Source organism: Nonomuraea sp. NPDC052129 (assembly GCF_040680095.1).
In the GTDB taxonomy this organism is placed as follows: Bacteria; Actinomycetota; Actinomycetes; order Streptosporangiales; family Streptosporangiaceae; genus Nonomuraea.
This window is the reverse complement of the sequence record NZ_JBFAVX010000013.1, coordinates 42457-55070: the sequence shown is the minus strand read 5'-3', so window position 1 is coordinate 55070 and position 12614 is coordinate 42457. Positions and strand designations below refer to the sequence as shown.

Below are 12614 nucleotides of genomic sequence, written 5' to 3'. Positions count from 1 at the left end.
TTGGCTCAACCATGACGCGATCGGCGTTTCTCCGGGCCAGGCGCCCGGAGCACAAGCAGCAGCGGCGCGAGGAGATCCTCGCCGCCGCTCGTCGGCTTGCCACCGAATCAGGGGTTCGCAACGTCAGCTTGGGCGGGGTCGCGGCGGCGGTCGGACTGGCGAAGTCCAACGTGGTGCGATATTTCGGGACCCGGGAGGAGATCTACCTCGAACTCACCGTCGAGGAGTGGATCGGCTGGGCGGACGAGGTCGCCGCCCGGCTCGCCACGGCCGCCGGTCCGGACGACGTGGTCGCCGCGCTGACCGACACGCTGGCCGAGCGAACGCTCTTCTGCGACCTGCTGGGCCACGTCTCGATCACGTTGGAGCACAACATCTCGGTCCCGGCGGCTCGTGCCTTCAAGCGGGCCGTGCACAGCGCGATCGACGACCTGGGAGCGCGCGTCGCTCTGGCCTACCCCGGCCTGACCGCCAGTGAGGGGATCGAGCTGGCCGGGGCGGCCGCCGCGCTGGCGGGCACGCTCTTCCCGATGTCGAACCCGCCGCCCGCCCTGCGTGAGCTCTACGCCCAGGACCCCGACATCGCCGCCCGCTGCCTGCCGTTCCGGCCGACGATGAAGCGCATGCTCGCCGCCCTCGCCGCCGGACTGCCCGCACAGCGCTGACCCGCGCCGGGGTTGACCGCGCCGGGCGGGCCGCCGTTGGTTGGCGGTGCTGGGCGGGTCAGGGTGGCGCGGGTCAGAGTGGGCGGGTCAGGGTGTGGCGAGCGCCTCGGTCGGGGAGAGGCGGGAGGCGCGGATCGCCGGGTACAGTCCGGCGACGGCGCCGATGGCCAGGGTGGCCGCGAGCCCGCCGGCCGTCGCCCACGCGGGGATCACCGCGGGCCACCCTTGGTACAGCGCGTACCCCATGGTGACGCCGGTGCCGAGGAGCACCCCGCCCGCCCCGCCGAGCGCCGAAAGCAGCAGCGACTCGGCGAGGAACTGCGTACGGATCTGCCCGCGCGTCGCGCCGAGCGAGCGGCGCAGGCCGATCTCGGAGCGCCGTTCGAGCACCGAGATGACCATGGTGTTGGCCACCCCGACCCCGCCGACCAGCAGCGCGACCGCGCCGACGCCCAGCAGCAGCCCGGTGAACGCCTGGCTGGTCGCCTGCTTGGCGGCCAGCGCGTCGGACGGCCGCGAGACGTCGACCTCGTTGGGCGCCTCCGGGTTGGCCGTGCCCGCCAGCACCGAGCGTACGTTCTCCAGCTTTGACTCCTCCGCGCGGGTGAAGAGGGTCGTCGGGTAGCCGTCGAAGTCCAGCTCCGCCTCCGCGACGGGCCAGCCGACCAGCACCGCGGTGTCCAGTTCGTCGGCGAGTGGCACGGGGTCGAGTACGCCGACCACCGTGAACCGCTTGCCGCCCACGACCACCTGGGTGTCCGGCCCCGCCGCGCCCACCCCGAGCCGCTGGGCCGCGCTCGACCCGAGCACCGCGGCCGGGTAGCGCTGGGTGGCCGCGTTGAGCCAGGTGCCGCTGCGCAGCGTCGCGCCCACCGTGGCCGGCAGGTCGAGCCGGGCGGCGTAGGTGTTGATGCCGTTGGTCTGCGCCTTGGGCACCTCCTCCGACCGGTAGACCTTGGCCGCGCTGACCTTCCCGGCCGCCGAGACGGCCTGGACCGGCCCGATCCGCTCGATCATCGCCTCCGCCTCGACCGGCATCTTGGCCGGCTCGCCCATAAGCGTCTGCCCGGAGGAGACGGTGAGCAGGTTGGTGCCGAGAGCCGAGAGCGTGCGGTCGAGTTCGGCTCCCGACGAGGATGAGATGCCGACCACGCCGATCATGGCCGCGATGCCGATGGCGATGCCGAGCGCGGACAGGAAGGCCCGCAGCGGGCGGGTCCGCAGGCCGACGGCGCCGACCCGCAGCACATCGCCCGACCGCATCCTGGCCGGGGTGAGCTTCGGCAGTCCCGCGTGCTCGACGACGGCCGCCATCAGGCCACTCTCTCTTCGGCCGCGGAGTCGGCGACGATCTGGCCGTCGCGCATCCGTACCTGCCGGGGCAGGCTCGCGGCGATCTCCCGGTCGTGCGTGATGATCACGATGGTGGTGCCGGCCGCGTTCAGGTCGTGCAGCAGGTCCATCACCCCGGTGCCCGAGACGGAGTCCAGGGCGCCGGTCGGCTCGTCGGCCAGCAGGAGCGGGGGATCACCCGCCACGGCCCTGGCGATGGCCACGCGCTGCCGTTCGCCGCCGGACAGCTCGTGCGGCTCGTGGTCGAGGCGGTGACCGAGCCCGACCCGCTCCAGCGCGGTCGCGGCCCGCCGCCGCCGCTCGGCGCGCCCGATGCCGGTGTAGACGAGGCCGTCGGCCACGTTGTCGATCGCCGGGACCTTGGCGGCGAGGTGGAAGTGCTGGAAGACGAAGCCGATGCGGGTGGCCCGCAGCGCGGAGAGCCGGCCGTCCGACAGTTTCGCCACGTCGTAGCCGTCGATGCGGACAGTTCCCGAGGACGGGCGGTCGAGGGTGCCGACGACGTTGAGCATCGTCGACTTGCCCGAGCCCGACGGGCCGACGATCGCGACGAGCTCACCGCGCTCGATCTCCAGGGACACCTTGTCCAGCGCCGTGACCCCGCCGGGATAGGAGCGGGTGACGTCCGTGAGGGAGATCATCGAATAAGAGGTCAGCGAAGGAGGGATCATCGGGGCATCCCGACGCTCATGCCCTCGGTGAGGCCGTCGCCGGAGATCTCGACCCGGCCGCCGGAGAACAGACCCGTCTTCACACCGACATATCGGGACTTGCCGCCTTCGACGACCTCCACGCCGTACCCGCCTTCCTGGAGCGCCACGAGCGCGGCGATCGGCACGGTCAGCACGTTCTTGCGCTTCGACGCCGTGAAGGTCACGTCCACCGCGGCCTGGTCGAGCCCCTTGGCGGCCCGCTGCTTACCGAGGGAGACGAGCGCCTCCACCCGCGTCTCGGGCTCCGCGCCCTGCCCGTCGCCCGGTTCGATGACGGTGGCGACCTCGGTGACCTTGCCGGACACGGTCTTGCCGTCGGGCAGCGTGACCGACGCCTTGGCGCCCTTCTTCGCCACCCGCTGGTCCTCCGTCTCCAGCTTGACGGTGATCACCTTGTCGGTGCCGGTGTAGGAGAGCACCTTCTGGCCCGGCGCGGTGGGCTGGCCAGCCTGGGCCTCCAGGCTGTCCACGCGTACCTTGCCGGCGGCGAAGACGACCCGGCCGAGCTCGACGACGCCGGTCTCGTCGAGGTTGCGGTCCTCCTGCCACTCTCTGACCGCGTCGGCCGTGGAAGCGGTGTACTCGTCGTCCACGGTGAAGCCGTCGTAGCCGAGGGCCTTGAGGTTGCGTTCGAGCTGCTCGACGTCCTTGCCTTCGGTGCCGATCCGCAGGTCGCGGTAGGCGGGCGTGGTTCCGTACATCAGCACCACCGGCTTGGCGTCGAGCCGGTACAGGGACTTGCCCCTGCCGATCATGTCACCGCTGTCCGGCAGCCAGGTGACCGTGCCCGGCTTCCTGCTCACCGCCGTGGTGGTCGGTCCGTAACCGAGGTCGCCGTCGGCCTCCCGCGTGTCGAGCAGCGTCTGCCTGGTCACCGTGGTGGTGGCGGGCGGCAGGGCCCCGGCCGTCTTGCCCGCCGCCCGGTCGCCGCCCAGGAGGCCCATGCCGTTCACGGCCGCGCCGGCCGTACCGATGACGGCGACCGCGACGAGCAAACCCACGACCCGCCTGCCGCGACCGCGGCGGCGGCGCGGGCGATCCCCGCCCGCCGCCGCCTTGTCGTCGAGGGTGGCTGTGGACATCAGGAGCCGCCCTGGCCCATCTGGGGCAGGAACTCCTTCGAGCACTTCTCCTGCGCGGCCTTGAAGTCCGGGTCGTCGCCGGCCTCACCGGTCATGCGCAGCGCGCCACCGTCAGGGTCGGGGAAGGCCTCGACGCCGTTGTCCCGCATGCACTGGGAGAACTTGCGCATCTGCTCGGCCATCTTGGGGTCCACCTTCCCGCCCGGGCCACCGCCGTTCGGCGCGTACTCCTTGCAGGCCTCCTGCGCCTTCCGCGCCGTCTCCGGGGAGATGCTCTTGTCCATCTTGAGCATGACCCCCTTGCCGGGCTCGGGGTCGTCCATGGGGACGCCGTTCTCGCGCATGCACTGGGCGAACTTGAGCCCCATCCCCGCCCGGTCCACGCTGGCCGAGGCGCTGGGGGCGGCGGCAGGTTTGCCGCTGCTCACCGATGCCACGTCGGAGCCGCCCGCGTCGTTCGCGCCGCAGCCCGCCAGGGCCAGCGTCAGCGCGAGCGGGATCGCGGCCAGGATGCCTCGTCGTCTCATGGTCTCCTCTTTCTTGCAGCTCGGGTGTACGAGACGGAAGCCAACAGCGCACGCCGTTTCCCCGGCGTTTCCATGGGTGCTAACGCCGAACAAACAGCGCAACCGGCACGATCACCCCAGTACATGACCGAAGGGGACGAGGGCGCGATGCGGGTGCTGGTGGTCGAGGACGAGCGCATGCTCGCCGACGCGATAGCCGAGTGGCTGCGCGAGGAGACGCACGCGGTCGACACCGCGCACGACGGGGAGGCGGCGTTGGAACGCATCGCGGTCAACGACTACGACGTGGTCGTCCTGGACCGTGATCTGCCGCTCGTCCACGGTGACGACGTCTGCCGGGAGCTGGTCGAGTCCGCGTCGACCGCGCGGGTGCTGATGCTCACCGCCGCCGCCGAGATCGGCGACCGGGTGACCGGGCTCTCCCTCGGCGCCGACGACTACCTGGCCAAGCCGTTCGCGTTCCCCGAGCTCGCGGCCCGCGTCCTGGCGCTCGGGCGGCGCTCGCGGCCGGCCGCGCCGCCGGTGCTGCGGCGCGCGGGGATCACCCTCGATCCGGCGCGGCGGGAGGTGTTCAGGAACGGCAGGTATGTGCCGCTGTCGAAGAAGGAGTTCGCCGTGCTGGCCGAGCTGCTGCTCGCCGACGGGGCCGTGGTGCCCGCCGAACACCTGCTGGAGAAGGCGTGGGACGAGCACGCCGACCCGTTTACCAGCGCGGTCCGCCTGACCATCCTCAAGCTGCGCCGCAAGCTCGGCGAGCCGCCGGTCGTGGAGACCATGTCGGGAGTGGGGTACCAGATTCCATGACCACTCCCACCCTCCGCGCCCGGCTCACCCTGGTGTACGGCACGCTGTTCTTCGTCGCGGGACTGACGCTGCTCGGCGTCACGTACTTGCTGTTCAACCAGCAGCTCGAGCAAAAGACGGTATCCATCATCGTCAGAGGCGGAGGTCCCGGCTCGCTGGACACCAACACGGGCTCGCTGGACGGCGACAAGGCCATGAACTGGATGAAGCAGCAGCAGAGCCTGCTACGCGGCGCCGCGACCACCTCGCTGCTCACCCAGGGCGCGATCGCGCTGGTCGTGGTCGGCGGCGCGGCCTCGGGTGTGGGGTGGCTGGTCGCCGGACGGGTGCTCACGCCGCTGCGCCAGGTGACCGAGACCGCGCGGCGGATCGCGGCCGCGCCGGTCGCCGAGCGCGGCCTGCACGAGCGGATCGCGCTGAACGGTCCGGCCGACGAGGTGAAGGAGCTGGCCGACACCTTCGACACCATGGTCGAACGGCTCGATCACTCCTTCGACGGGCAGCGCAGGTTCGTCGCCAACGCCTCGCACGAGCTGCGCACCCCGCTGACGCTGAACCGCGCGCTGGTGGAGCTGGCCATGCACCGCCGTACGGCCTCGGCCGACGTCAAGCAGCTCGGTGAGAGCCTGCTGGAGATCAACGCCAGGCACGAGCGGCTCATCTCCGGACTGCTGCTCCTGGCCCGCGCCGAGCACGAGATCGGCGATCGGTCACCCGTGGATCTGGCCGACGTGGTGAGTCACGTGATCGCGCAGGCCACCGCCGAGGCCACGGAGTCGAAGATCACCCTGCACGAGGCGGCCGGGCCCGCGCCGACCAGCGGGGACGCGCTCCTACTCGAACGGCTGGTGCACAACCTGGTCGAGAACGGGATCCGGCACAACATCGACGACGGCACCGGCTGGGTGCGGGCCGCCAGCCGCATCGCGTATGACGGCCGCGTCGAGGTGGAGGTCAGCAACACCGGGCCCGTCGTGCCGCCGTACGAGATCCCGACGCTGTTCAAGCCCTTCCGGCGGCTCGGCCCCGAACGCGTGGTGACGGCCAAGAGCGCGGGGCTGGGGTTGTCCATCGTGCGCTCGATCGCGCTCGCGCACGGCGGCGAGGTCTCGGCCCGTCCCCGCGAAGGCGGCGGCCTGATCGTGACGGCCACCCTCCCGCCCCAGAGCCCGGCCCACCACTAGACCCGCGCCCGCTCACTGGGCACTGCCCGGAGCAGCACGCAGTGCTCCGCCTCAGGCAATAGATGCGCGACCTAACTCGGCTTCGACCGGTACTCAGCCCACAGGTCGACGGCCTCTTGGAGATCAAGAGCGGCAACGTCCTCGCGGGCCATCCCCACTGTGTGGATCAACCGGTCGGCGAGCCAATCTGGAACCGGGTCTCTAGGGGGCGCCTTCTCCATCCGAGTGTGATCGGCGAGCGTGCCAAGACGCTCGATCACCTGTCCGAGCTGGACAATCTCCGGACGCTCGGCATCCGCCTCGCGAACCCTCGCCGTGGCCTCGGCGTACACTTCCGCGTCGGCTCGCTCACCGACGGCCCACACCTCACAGATCTCCACCGACTTGTCCTCGGTGATGCGGTAGACGACACGCCAGGTGTTGCGATCGACCACAAGCTTCCGGAAACCGGTCAGTTCGCCGCCGAGGGGGTAGCCAGCCTCGGGATTGTCCAGCAGGAGAAGGATCTTCTTGAGCACCTTGGGTACCGCGTCTGGGCCGATGCGCCGAAGGTCATCGACCGCTGGTGCGGTGAAGACGACGTCGGACACCTGTCACATCACTCGTCGTCCGGGAGGGCGGCCAGCGACTCGCGAGTATGCCCGAAAGCGGCGATTACCTCATCGAGCGAGACTCGCTCTCCCGTATCCGCGACCGACCGGGCAAGTACAAGCGCCAGATCACGCAGATCGGCCGCCGCCTCCTCCAACTCGTTGAGCCGTCGGATGCTTACCACGGCCGCCACCGGCTGATGCCGACGGGTAACCACCAGATCGGTCCCCTGCTCCGCATCGGCCACCAGGCGGGCGACCCCTCGCTGGGCCGCTTCCGTGACGCTCAGCTCAGTAGCATCGTGCAGAACAGTCATACATCAACTGTATATTTTTCTGCACAGAACTGCGATCCCTTGACGAGCTGAGACTCGCGCCTCTCCGAGCGTCAGCATCACGAACGAGTTGTTCGTCCCAACAGCTCCGGACCTTAAGCAGCGGATCACTCGCCTTCGCATCGAGACCCGCGACGGAGGTAGCCGCCGCTCCTCTGGGGAGACCTCAACAATCCAGGTCAGACAGTCCCTGGGGGCGAGCTACGCCCACGTCAGATCGGCGCCTGAGCTCCAAGAGGAGCGTGGCTGGCACGCGCACGAAGCCGGCTGGGTAGACCGGTCAAATGTCGAGCTGATCGCTCCGTCGGACAGCGGAAGGCGGTCGGTTCGGTACGTGGACGGCCGCTTGACCGGCGTTCTGGCGTATGGACCAGTCGGATCGCAAGCATCAGAACGTGTTCTGACATACGCTTATGGCGTGAGCGCCAGCCATCACGACGCAGTGACATTTTCTGACTTGTCGAGAAATCCCCGAGCGGTCGCGGAGCGTGCGGCACGTCTGGGACGCGTGCGTATCACGCATCGGGATGCTCCAGACTTCTACTTGACTGCGGCGGACCGTGAGGAGGAGCGCGAACGGACACTGACTACCGCGTCGCGGCTGTTCCTCGCCTTGATCAAGCATGATCCCACCGCGCGTGCGCTGGTCATAGCCATGCCGGAGGTCTTCCCGTGGGTTCGTCACCTGTCCTCGGACGAACTGCGTGCCTTCACTCTGGAACTGGTCGAAGCGCTCTCCGACGCGGCCGAGCTGGATGTCGATGCCACCACCCAGGAGGTCATCGCGGGCTGGCGGGCCACTGCCAGAATCAAGGCCGATCCCGCGCACTACGCCGAGGCCCGCAAGCCCACGAGTGGCGACTTCGGGCCGGTGCAGGTTTCTGGGTGAGCCCGAAGCGTGGAGATCGGGTTACGGTGCCACCGCCGGATGGCGAGTGGGATGTTCGGTTTGGTACCGGTGCTGCGGTTGAGGGCTGGGAAGAGCTGTGCCGTCATGCCTTGGCCACTGCCTCATTGCTCGTGTTCGGTCGGCCGGCGTCAACTCCGTCTGTACCCGTTGGGTGAGGGCTGACGTGCACGTCAGGGGCGGACGGACACGCGAAGACGGAGTTGAAACCTTGGCCGGGCCACATAAACCGGAGGCTATCGGGGCGGGGGAGGAATGGGCCAGGAATCCGCGGGGTAACCCCCGTGACCCCTGACAGGCGTGGCGGCGCCGTCCCTCCAGATCCCACGCCGCCACGCCCGGTCTATCGGGCCTGCCCGGACAGCAACGCTGTCCAGATCGCCCCAGCCTCATGGATCGAGCACGGAGAGGTCTCGCGGACCTTGGGAGTGCCGTCGAGCTGGACGGTCCGCCGGATGAATGCCTGCCCGCCGCCCTCACACAGCTCGTACACCGTGGCCCGGCAAGCACAGGTCCAGGCCACATGACGTACCCGTTCGAAAGCCCGGTGCGGAGGTCGCCAGTCCAGTCGCGTGTGACCATGCTGGGCCATGGGCACGTGCGGGTTCAGGCACTCGTCAGACAGGAGCACAGCGCACCTCAGCCGGTGCGGCTGGCAGCGGGGCGCGAAGCTCGCGATACCGGAGGGCGATGTGATGAGCGGTGGCGATCGGGTTCTCCGCGTTGTGGACGGCGTACAGCCATCTGCCCGTCTTCTGTGACATCCGTCCCGTCCACCATCGGTACCAACGTCCGTTCGTCCAGACGACGAGATCCAGCCAGACCGACACGAGTGCGATCCCCTGTCCCTCGTGAACGTCGGCGGCGATCTGGAGGTCAGCGAGCGAGAGCTTCAGGCGCTCCGCAGAGGCGACCCAGGGCGGGCGAGTAGTGGGGCCGTTGTCAGAACCCCTGATGGTCTTCGTTCTGGGTGGTGATTCCATTGATCCACCTGAATGAGTCGGTCGCGCCAGGCCCTTGCGGGTTACGCTGGATCGGCTTGTTCGTGCTGGTGGCAACGCTACGAACAGCGCGAATGCCGCAGAACTGACCGGAAGTACGAGTACGGACGGCGGTGGCTCCTCTCATGACTCCCCATGGCACGGGAACCCTGACCATCGGTCGGGGTAACGCTGAGGGCCGGATCTCCGGGTATGTGCTCAAGGTCATCCGTGAGTCGACCGGGTTGACCCAGGAACGGTTCGCCGAACGCCTTGGCCTGGATGTCACGACGATTCAGGGGTGGGAATCCGGGCGCCGCCCACTGATGGCGATCTCCACAGGGACGTACCTGTCGTTGCGACACTGGCTTCTACGGTTCGGCGTCCAGCCGCGTCTGCTCTTCCAACTGGACATGGCCCTTGAGGCGGATCGGTTCGTCGGCTATGTGCTCGGCACGGAGCCGGAAAAGGCCGGGCTCGAGAATCATCCGTTGGCGTCATGGGTGATCACTCGCCCGTTTACTGATCTCGTGGCCTGGCTCTTCACCGGGACCGCACCGTCTGCCATGGCGGGAGCCGCTCGGGGGATCGGCCGCCGGGGGCCGGTGGCGACCGCGCCCTCTCTTCTTCCCGACGAACGCGCGCACTTCTTCGATCACCTGAAGGTAGCCGCCGAGCGCGCCGACACGGACCGGGTGGACGGCATGCTGCTGCGCCGCCAGGCCCACTACGTCGCCAGCTTCGACGACACCGCGGAAACCGCGGACTGGCTCACAGTCATGCAACGAGCTGAAGAGCATCGGATGAGCCGGGTGGGTGAGTGGACTCCCTCGTGGGCCGTCGTGCGGTCCGGTGCCCACTCACTGGCCAGGCTCGGCGACCGCGAGGGGTTGCAGCACTTCATCCGGGTTCACCTGGCCGACGAGGTCTGCGAGGTGGCGAACCTCAACTACTGGGCTTACTGGCTCGGCGAGGTCGGCGAGCCCCAGTTGGCGGACACGTTCATGATCGAGCTGAAGCCGGACGTCTGGCGGGGGACTGAGCTTCTCCGGCATCTGATCGGCAAGCTGGACTCCGCCAACCCCTACCTCGACGTGGTGGTCCACACGCTGTGGGCACTGGTCATGCTGCGCCCCTCGACGTTGGACGCGCAGCGTGCGGATACCCTCAGAGACGCGGCCATCCGTACGCTGGACGAGGCCATCGCGTCACCGCAGTCCCAACGCGAACTGGAGGCGGTCATCTACGCTCTGCGCATGATCCACCGAGGGTGAGAGGGGATTTCCATGGCGGAGGAACTGTCGAGGCTGACGGGCCTGCTGTACGAGATCGGGCTGCTTAAGCGTTACAAGCGCACGGGCTGGCTGGTCGCGGGAGTACGGGATCCCGAGAGCATCGCCGATCACTCCTTCCGGGCGGCGGTCATCGCGAGTGTGATCACGGCCCTGGAAGGTGGCAATCCCGAGCGTGCGGCGTTCCTGAGCCTGTTCCACGACACGCAGGAGACCCGTGTTACCGATATCCCCTACATCGGCAAGCGTTATCTGACAGCGGCGCCGAACGAGGAGGTCACCGCCGACCAGGTACGCGGCATTCCGGAGCCGGTCGCGGAGATGGTGGGTGGCGCGGTCGGCGAGTACGAGGAGAAGAGCAGCCTCGAGGCCGTCTGCGCGCGTGACGCCGACAAGCTCGAATGCTTGATCCAGGCCGTCGAGTACCGCGAGCAGGGCCACCAGAACGTCCAACCGTGGATCGACAGCTCGCTCGCCGCGCTGCGGACGGCGTCCGCGAAGCGCCTCGCGGACGAGGTGCTCAGCACGGGGTCGCTGGAGTGGATGACGCAGGTCCTCAACGGAGATTAAGTCCCCTGACGCTCATCGAAGCCGAGCACTTCGCCTTCCGCCACCTCGACGCGGGGACGATGGCCAACCACTACATGTCATCGTTCGACCGAGTCTGGGCCGGAGTCGTTCCGTGGTCCGGCAGGAGATCTGAGAGGCGCATCCCATGGGACGAGTTGAGTACTGGAACGACCCGAACGCCCCGAAGGCGAACAGCCTGGTGCCGGCCTGCGGGACGGTCACCGTGGACGGCGCGGGCCGCATCCTGATGCAGTGCCGACGGGACACCGGCCAATGGGCGTTGCCGATGGGCAAGATGGAGATCGGCGAGACGCCCTCACAGTGCGCCGTGCGGGAGACCGAGGAGGAGACCGGCGTTCGCGTCGAGCCGGTCGGCATCCTCGGGATCTACTCCGACCCCGGCCACATCGTGGCCTACACGGATGGGGAGGTCCGCCAGGAGTACGAGGTCATGCTGATCGCCCGTCCGGTCGGCGGTCGGCCCGAGGCCAATGATGAGGCGAGCGACGTGCGGTGGGTCGAGCCGGGCGAGTTGCGCATGCTGGACATTCATCCGACTCAGTGGCGGCAGCTCAACGACTACCTGGAGCAGAGGCATTCCCACGTCGATTGAGCTAAGCCAGCTCGGAACGGTCGTGTCCCGTACGACGTTAGGGGCGCGGTCCGAAGCCCTGGTCGGCGAGCCAGGTGGCGCAGAGGCTTGGCCAGGTGGACGCGGCCAGGTCGCCCTGGGCGAGCCCGAGCCTGTGCTTGCCCTCGGGAAAGACATGCAGCTCGTACGGCCTGCCCGCGCGACCGAGCGCGTCGGCGAAAGAAGCTAATAGCTATAACCGATATAGAGAGACTCTCAAGGAACCGACATGGCGCTGATGAGCCCTTGATGACGAGCAGGATCAAGGACGTCCACGAGCATCCAAAGCGAACAGATCAACTTCGGCTCCAGCGAGGTCAGCCGGCCCAGAGGAGGTCGATGATGCGCAAGGCCCGGGTCTCCTCATCGAGGATGAACGTCATCATGCCTTGGCCGTTATCTCCGAAGAAGGCGTGCCTCACCGCGGACTGACCGGGACGCTCCGCGACCGCGTCCCACGGATCGCGGAGGAGTTCAAGAAGACGCTCCAGCAGCGGGCCGTCACGGACCTCCTTAGGAAGAAGGAAGACCGTTCAGCTCGTAGAGGGCGCGTCCGTGGAAACCGTCGAACTTGTAGCTCACACCCGGCCTTCCCACTCCGGCGGGGTGTAGCGCGTGAACATCTCTGTACGGTTCTGGAGAGCGTCCTGGACGGCTTCCTCGTAGCCCGGACGGGCGTAGGCGATCGCACGCAGGCGCCACTGACGCAACAGCGTCTGCACCTGCTTGAAGCGGGCCAAGTCGTGCGCGGCCTCCAAAGCCTCGTCGTACTCCGCCCGGAACCGGGCACGGTGCGACGGCGGAAGCGCCTCGAAGATCGCGGCCGGATCCTCACCTGGATCACGACGCGCAACGGGCTCCACAGGCTGAGCGGTCATACCGACCAACCTATCTTCCCGAGCATGAAAGCGCGCCCATCATGCTCTCGCTCAGTCACCCCCAGTCGCGCCTGTCGCTGTAGCTTTTGTGAAGTACGGTTGA

The 12614-nt window shown here is 68.5% G+C and carries 15 protein-coding genes; 7 read left to right on the top strand and 8 right to left on the bottom strand.

Going from position 1 to position 12614, the window contains the following annotated elements:
• Nucleotides 1-11: 11 nt before the first annotated feature.
• Entirely contained in the window at nucleotides 12-665 is a 654-nt protein-coding gene (locus tag AB0L53_RS27355) for a TetR family transcriptional regulator (protein ID WP_363999337.1), read from the top strand.
• A gap of 87 nt (nucleotides 666-752) precedes the next feature.
• Here AB0L53_RS27355 and AB0L53_RS27350 read toward each other — a convergent pair whose 3' ends face one another.
• Genes AB0L53_RS27350 through AB0L53_RS27335 form a run of 4 tightly spaced genes read right to left on the bottom strand, consistent with a single transcriptional unit; the run spans nucleotide 753 to nucleotide 4340 of the window.
• Nucleotides 753-1979 (bottom strand): ABC transporter permease, encoded by a 1227-nt coding sequence (locus tag AB0L53_RS27350; RefSeq protein ID WP_363999334.1) that lies wholly within the window; start codon nucleotides 1977-1979, stop codon nucleotides 753-755.
• Nucleotides 1979-2659, bottom strand: coding sequence for an ABC transporter ATP-binding protein (locus AB0L53_RS27345; RefSeq protein ID WP_358533211.1), 681 nt, complete (start codon nucleotides 2657-2659; stop codon nucleotides 1979-1981). The genes AB0L53_RS27350 and AB0L53_RS27345 overlap by 1 nt, the downstream gene beginning before the upstream one ends.
• 26 nt (nucleotides 2660-2685) lie before the next feature.
• Nucleotides 2686-3813: a peptidoglycan-binding protein gene (locus AB0L53_RS27340; protein WP_363999330.1), complete on the bottom strand. Its 1128-nt coding sequence runs from the start codon at nucleotides 3811-3813 to the stop codon at nucleotides 2686-2688.
• Entirely contained in the window at nucleotides 3813-4340 is a 528-nt protein-coding gene (locus AB0L53_RS27335; protein WP_363999327.1) for a hypothetical protein, read from the bottom strand. Before AB0L53_RS27335 ends, AB0L53_RS27340 begins: the two co-directional genes overlap by 1 nt.
• Before the next feature lie 147 nt (nucleotides 4341-4487).
• On the opposite strand from AB0L53_RS27335, the gene AB0L53_RS27330 reads away from it, so the two are divergent.
• Both AB0L53_RS27330 and AB0L53_RS27325 read left to right on the top strand, forming a co-directional pair.
• The gene (locus tag AB0L53_RS27330; protein ID WP_363999828.1) at nucleotides 4488-5144 is read left to right on the top strand and encodes a response regulator transcription factor; all 657 of its coding nucleotides are present in this window, start codon (nucleotides 4488-4490) and stop codon (nucleotides 5142-5144) included.
• Nucleotides 5141-6328: a HAMP domain-containing sensor histidine kinase gene (locus AB0L53_RS27325; RefSeq protein ID WP_363999324.1), complete on the top strand. Its 1188-nt coding sequence runs from the start codon at nucleotides 5141-5143 to the stop codon at nucleotides 6326-6328. Before AB0L53_RS27330 ends, AB0L53_RS27325 begins: the two co-directional genes overlap by 4 nt.
• A gap of 71 nt (nucleotides 6329-6399) precedes the next feature.
• On the opposite strand, the gene AB0L53_RS27320 is transcribed toward AB0L53_RS27325, so the two are convergent.
• Together AB0L53_RS27320 and AB0L53_RS27315 are read right to left on the bottom strand one after the other, a co-directional pair.
• Nucleotides 6400-6918: a type II toxin-antitoxin system RelE/ParE family toxin gene (locus AB0L53_RS27320; RefSeq protein WP_363999322.1), complete on the bottom strand. Its 519-nt coding sequence runs from the start codon at nucleotides 6916-6918 to the stop codon at nucleotides 6400-6402.
• An 8-nt stretch (nucleotides 6919-6926) separates the two neighbouring features.
• Nucleotides 6927-7235: a type II toxin-antitoxin system prevent-host-death family antitoxin gene (locus AB0L53_RS27315; RefSeq protein ID WP_357657046.1), complete on the bottom strand. Its 309-nt coding sequence runs from the start codon at nucleotides 7233-7235 to the stop codon at nucleotides 6927-6929.
• Nucleotides 7236-7671: 436 nt separating this feature from the next.
• Between AB0L53_RS27315 and AB0L53_RS27310 the strand changes: the two genes are divergently transcribed.
• Nucleotides 7672-8142 (top strand): hypothetical protein, encoded by a 471-nt coding sequence (locus AB0L53_RS27310; RefSeq protein ID WP_363999319.1) that lies wholly within the window; start codon nucleotides 7672-7674, stop codon nucleotides 8140-8142.
• A 361-nt stretch (nucleotides 8143-8503) separates the two neighbouring features.
• Here AB0L53_RS27310 and AB0L53_RS27305 read toward each other — a convergent pair whose 3' ends face one another.
• Complete coding sequence (locus tag AB0L53_RS27305) at nucleotides 8504-8791, bottom strand: hypothetical protein (protein ID WP_363999316.1); 288 nt, start codon at nucleotides 8789-8791, stop codon at nucleotides 8504-8506.
• Between the two features lie 495 nt (nucleotides 8792-9286).
• Here AB0L53_RS27305 and AB0L53_RS27300 point away from each other — a divergent pair, with 495 nt between their 5' ends.
• The 3 genes from AB0L53_RS27300 to AB0L53_RS27290 all read left to right on the top strand — a co-directional run bounded on the left by AB0L53_RS27300 (nucleotide 9287) and on the right by AB0L53_RS27290 (nucleotide 11615).
• Nucleotides 9287-10414: a helix-turn-helix domain-containing protein gene (locus tag AB0L53_RS27300; RefSeq protein ID WP_363999313.1), complete on the top strand. Its 1128-nt coding sequence runs from the start codon at nucleotides 9287-9289 to the stop codon at nucleotides 10412-10414.
• A gap of 12 nt (nucleotides 10415-10426) precedes the next feature.
• Nucleotides 10427-11002, top strand: a complete 576-nt coding sequence (locus AB0L53_RS27295; RefSeq protein ID WP_363999310.1) for an HD domain-containing protein — start codon at nucleotides 10427-10429, stop codon at nucleotides 11000-11002.
• Between the two features lie 145 nt (nucleotides 11003-11147).
• Nucleotides 11148-11615: an NUDIX domain-containing protein gene (locus AB0L53_RS27290; RefSeq protein WP_363999307.1), complete on the top strand. Its 468-nt coding sequence runs from the start codon at nucleotides 11148-11150 to the stop codon at nucleotides 11613-11615.
• A gap of 596 nt (nucleotides 11616-12211) precedes the next feature.
• Here the strand turns inward: AB0L53_RS27290 and AB0L53_RS27285 are convergent.
• Nucleotides 12212-12511, bottom strand: a complete 300-nt coding sequence (locus AB0L53_RS27285; RefSeq protein WP_358450425.1) for a DUF6247 family protein — start codon at nucleotides 12509-12511, stop codon at nucleotides 12212-12214.
• Nucleotides 12512-12614 lie beyond the last annotated feature (103 nt).

Bases quoted from the DNA above. Each gene is read 5' to 3' on its own strand.
- AB0L53_RS27350 (WP_363999334.1), bottom strand. From the start codon at position 1,979: ATGGCGGCCGTCGTCGAGCACGCGGGACTGCCGAAGCTCACCCCGGCC.
- AB0L53_RS27345 (WP_358533211.1), bottom strand. From the start codon at position 2,659: ATGATCTCCCTCACGGACGTCACCCGCTCCTATCCCGGCGGGGTCACG.
- AB0L53_RS27355 (WP_363999337.1), top strand. From the start codon at position 12: ATGACGCGATCGGCGTTTCTCCGGGCCAGGCGCCCGGAGCACAAGCAG.
- AB0L53_RS27325 (WP_363999324.1), top strand. From the start codon at position 5,141: ATGACCACTCCCACCCTCCGCGCCCGGCTCACCCTGGTGTACGGCACG.
- AB0L53_RS27290 (WP_363999307.1), top strand. From the start codon at position 11,148: ATGGGACGAGTTGAGTACTGGAACGACCCGAACGCCCCGAAGGCGAAC.
- AB0L53_RS27335 (WP_363999327.1), bottom strand. From the start codon at position 4,340: ATGAGACGACGAGGCATCCTGGCCGCGATCCCGCTCGCGCTGACGCTG.
- AB0L53_RS27300 (WP_363999313.1), top strand. From the start codon at position 9,287: ATGACTCCCCATGGCACGGGAACCCTGACCATCGGTCGGGGTAACGCT.
- AB0L53_RS27340 (WP_363999330.1), bottom strand. From the start codon at position 3,813: ATGTCCACAGCCACCCTCGACGACAAGGCGGCGGCGGGCGGGGATCGC.
- AB0L53_RS27285 (WP_358450425.1), bottom strand. From the start codon at position 12,511: ATGACCGCTCAGCCTGTGGAGCCCGTTGCGCGTCGTGATCCAGGTGAG.
- AB0L53_RS27330 (WP_363999828.1), top strand. From the start codon at position 4,488: ATGCGGGTGCTGGTGGTCGAGGACGAGCGCATGCTCGCCGACGCGATA.
- AB0L53_RS27295 (WP_363999310.1), top strand. From the start codon at position 10,427: ATGGCGGAGGAACTGTCGAGGCTGACGGGCCTGCTGTACGAGATCGGG.
- AB0L53_RS27315 (WP_357657046.1), bottom strand. From the start codon at position 7,235: ATGACTGTTCTGCACGATGCTACTGAGCTGAGCGTCACGGAAGCGGCC.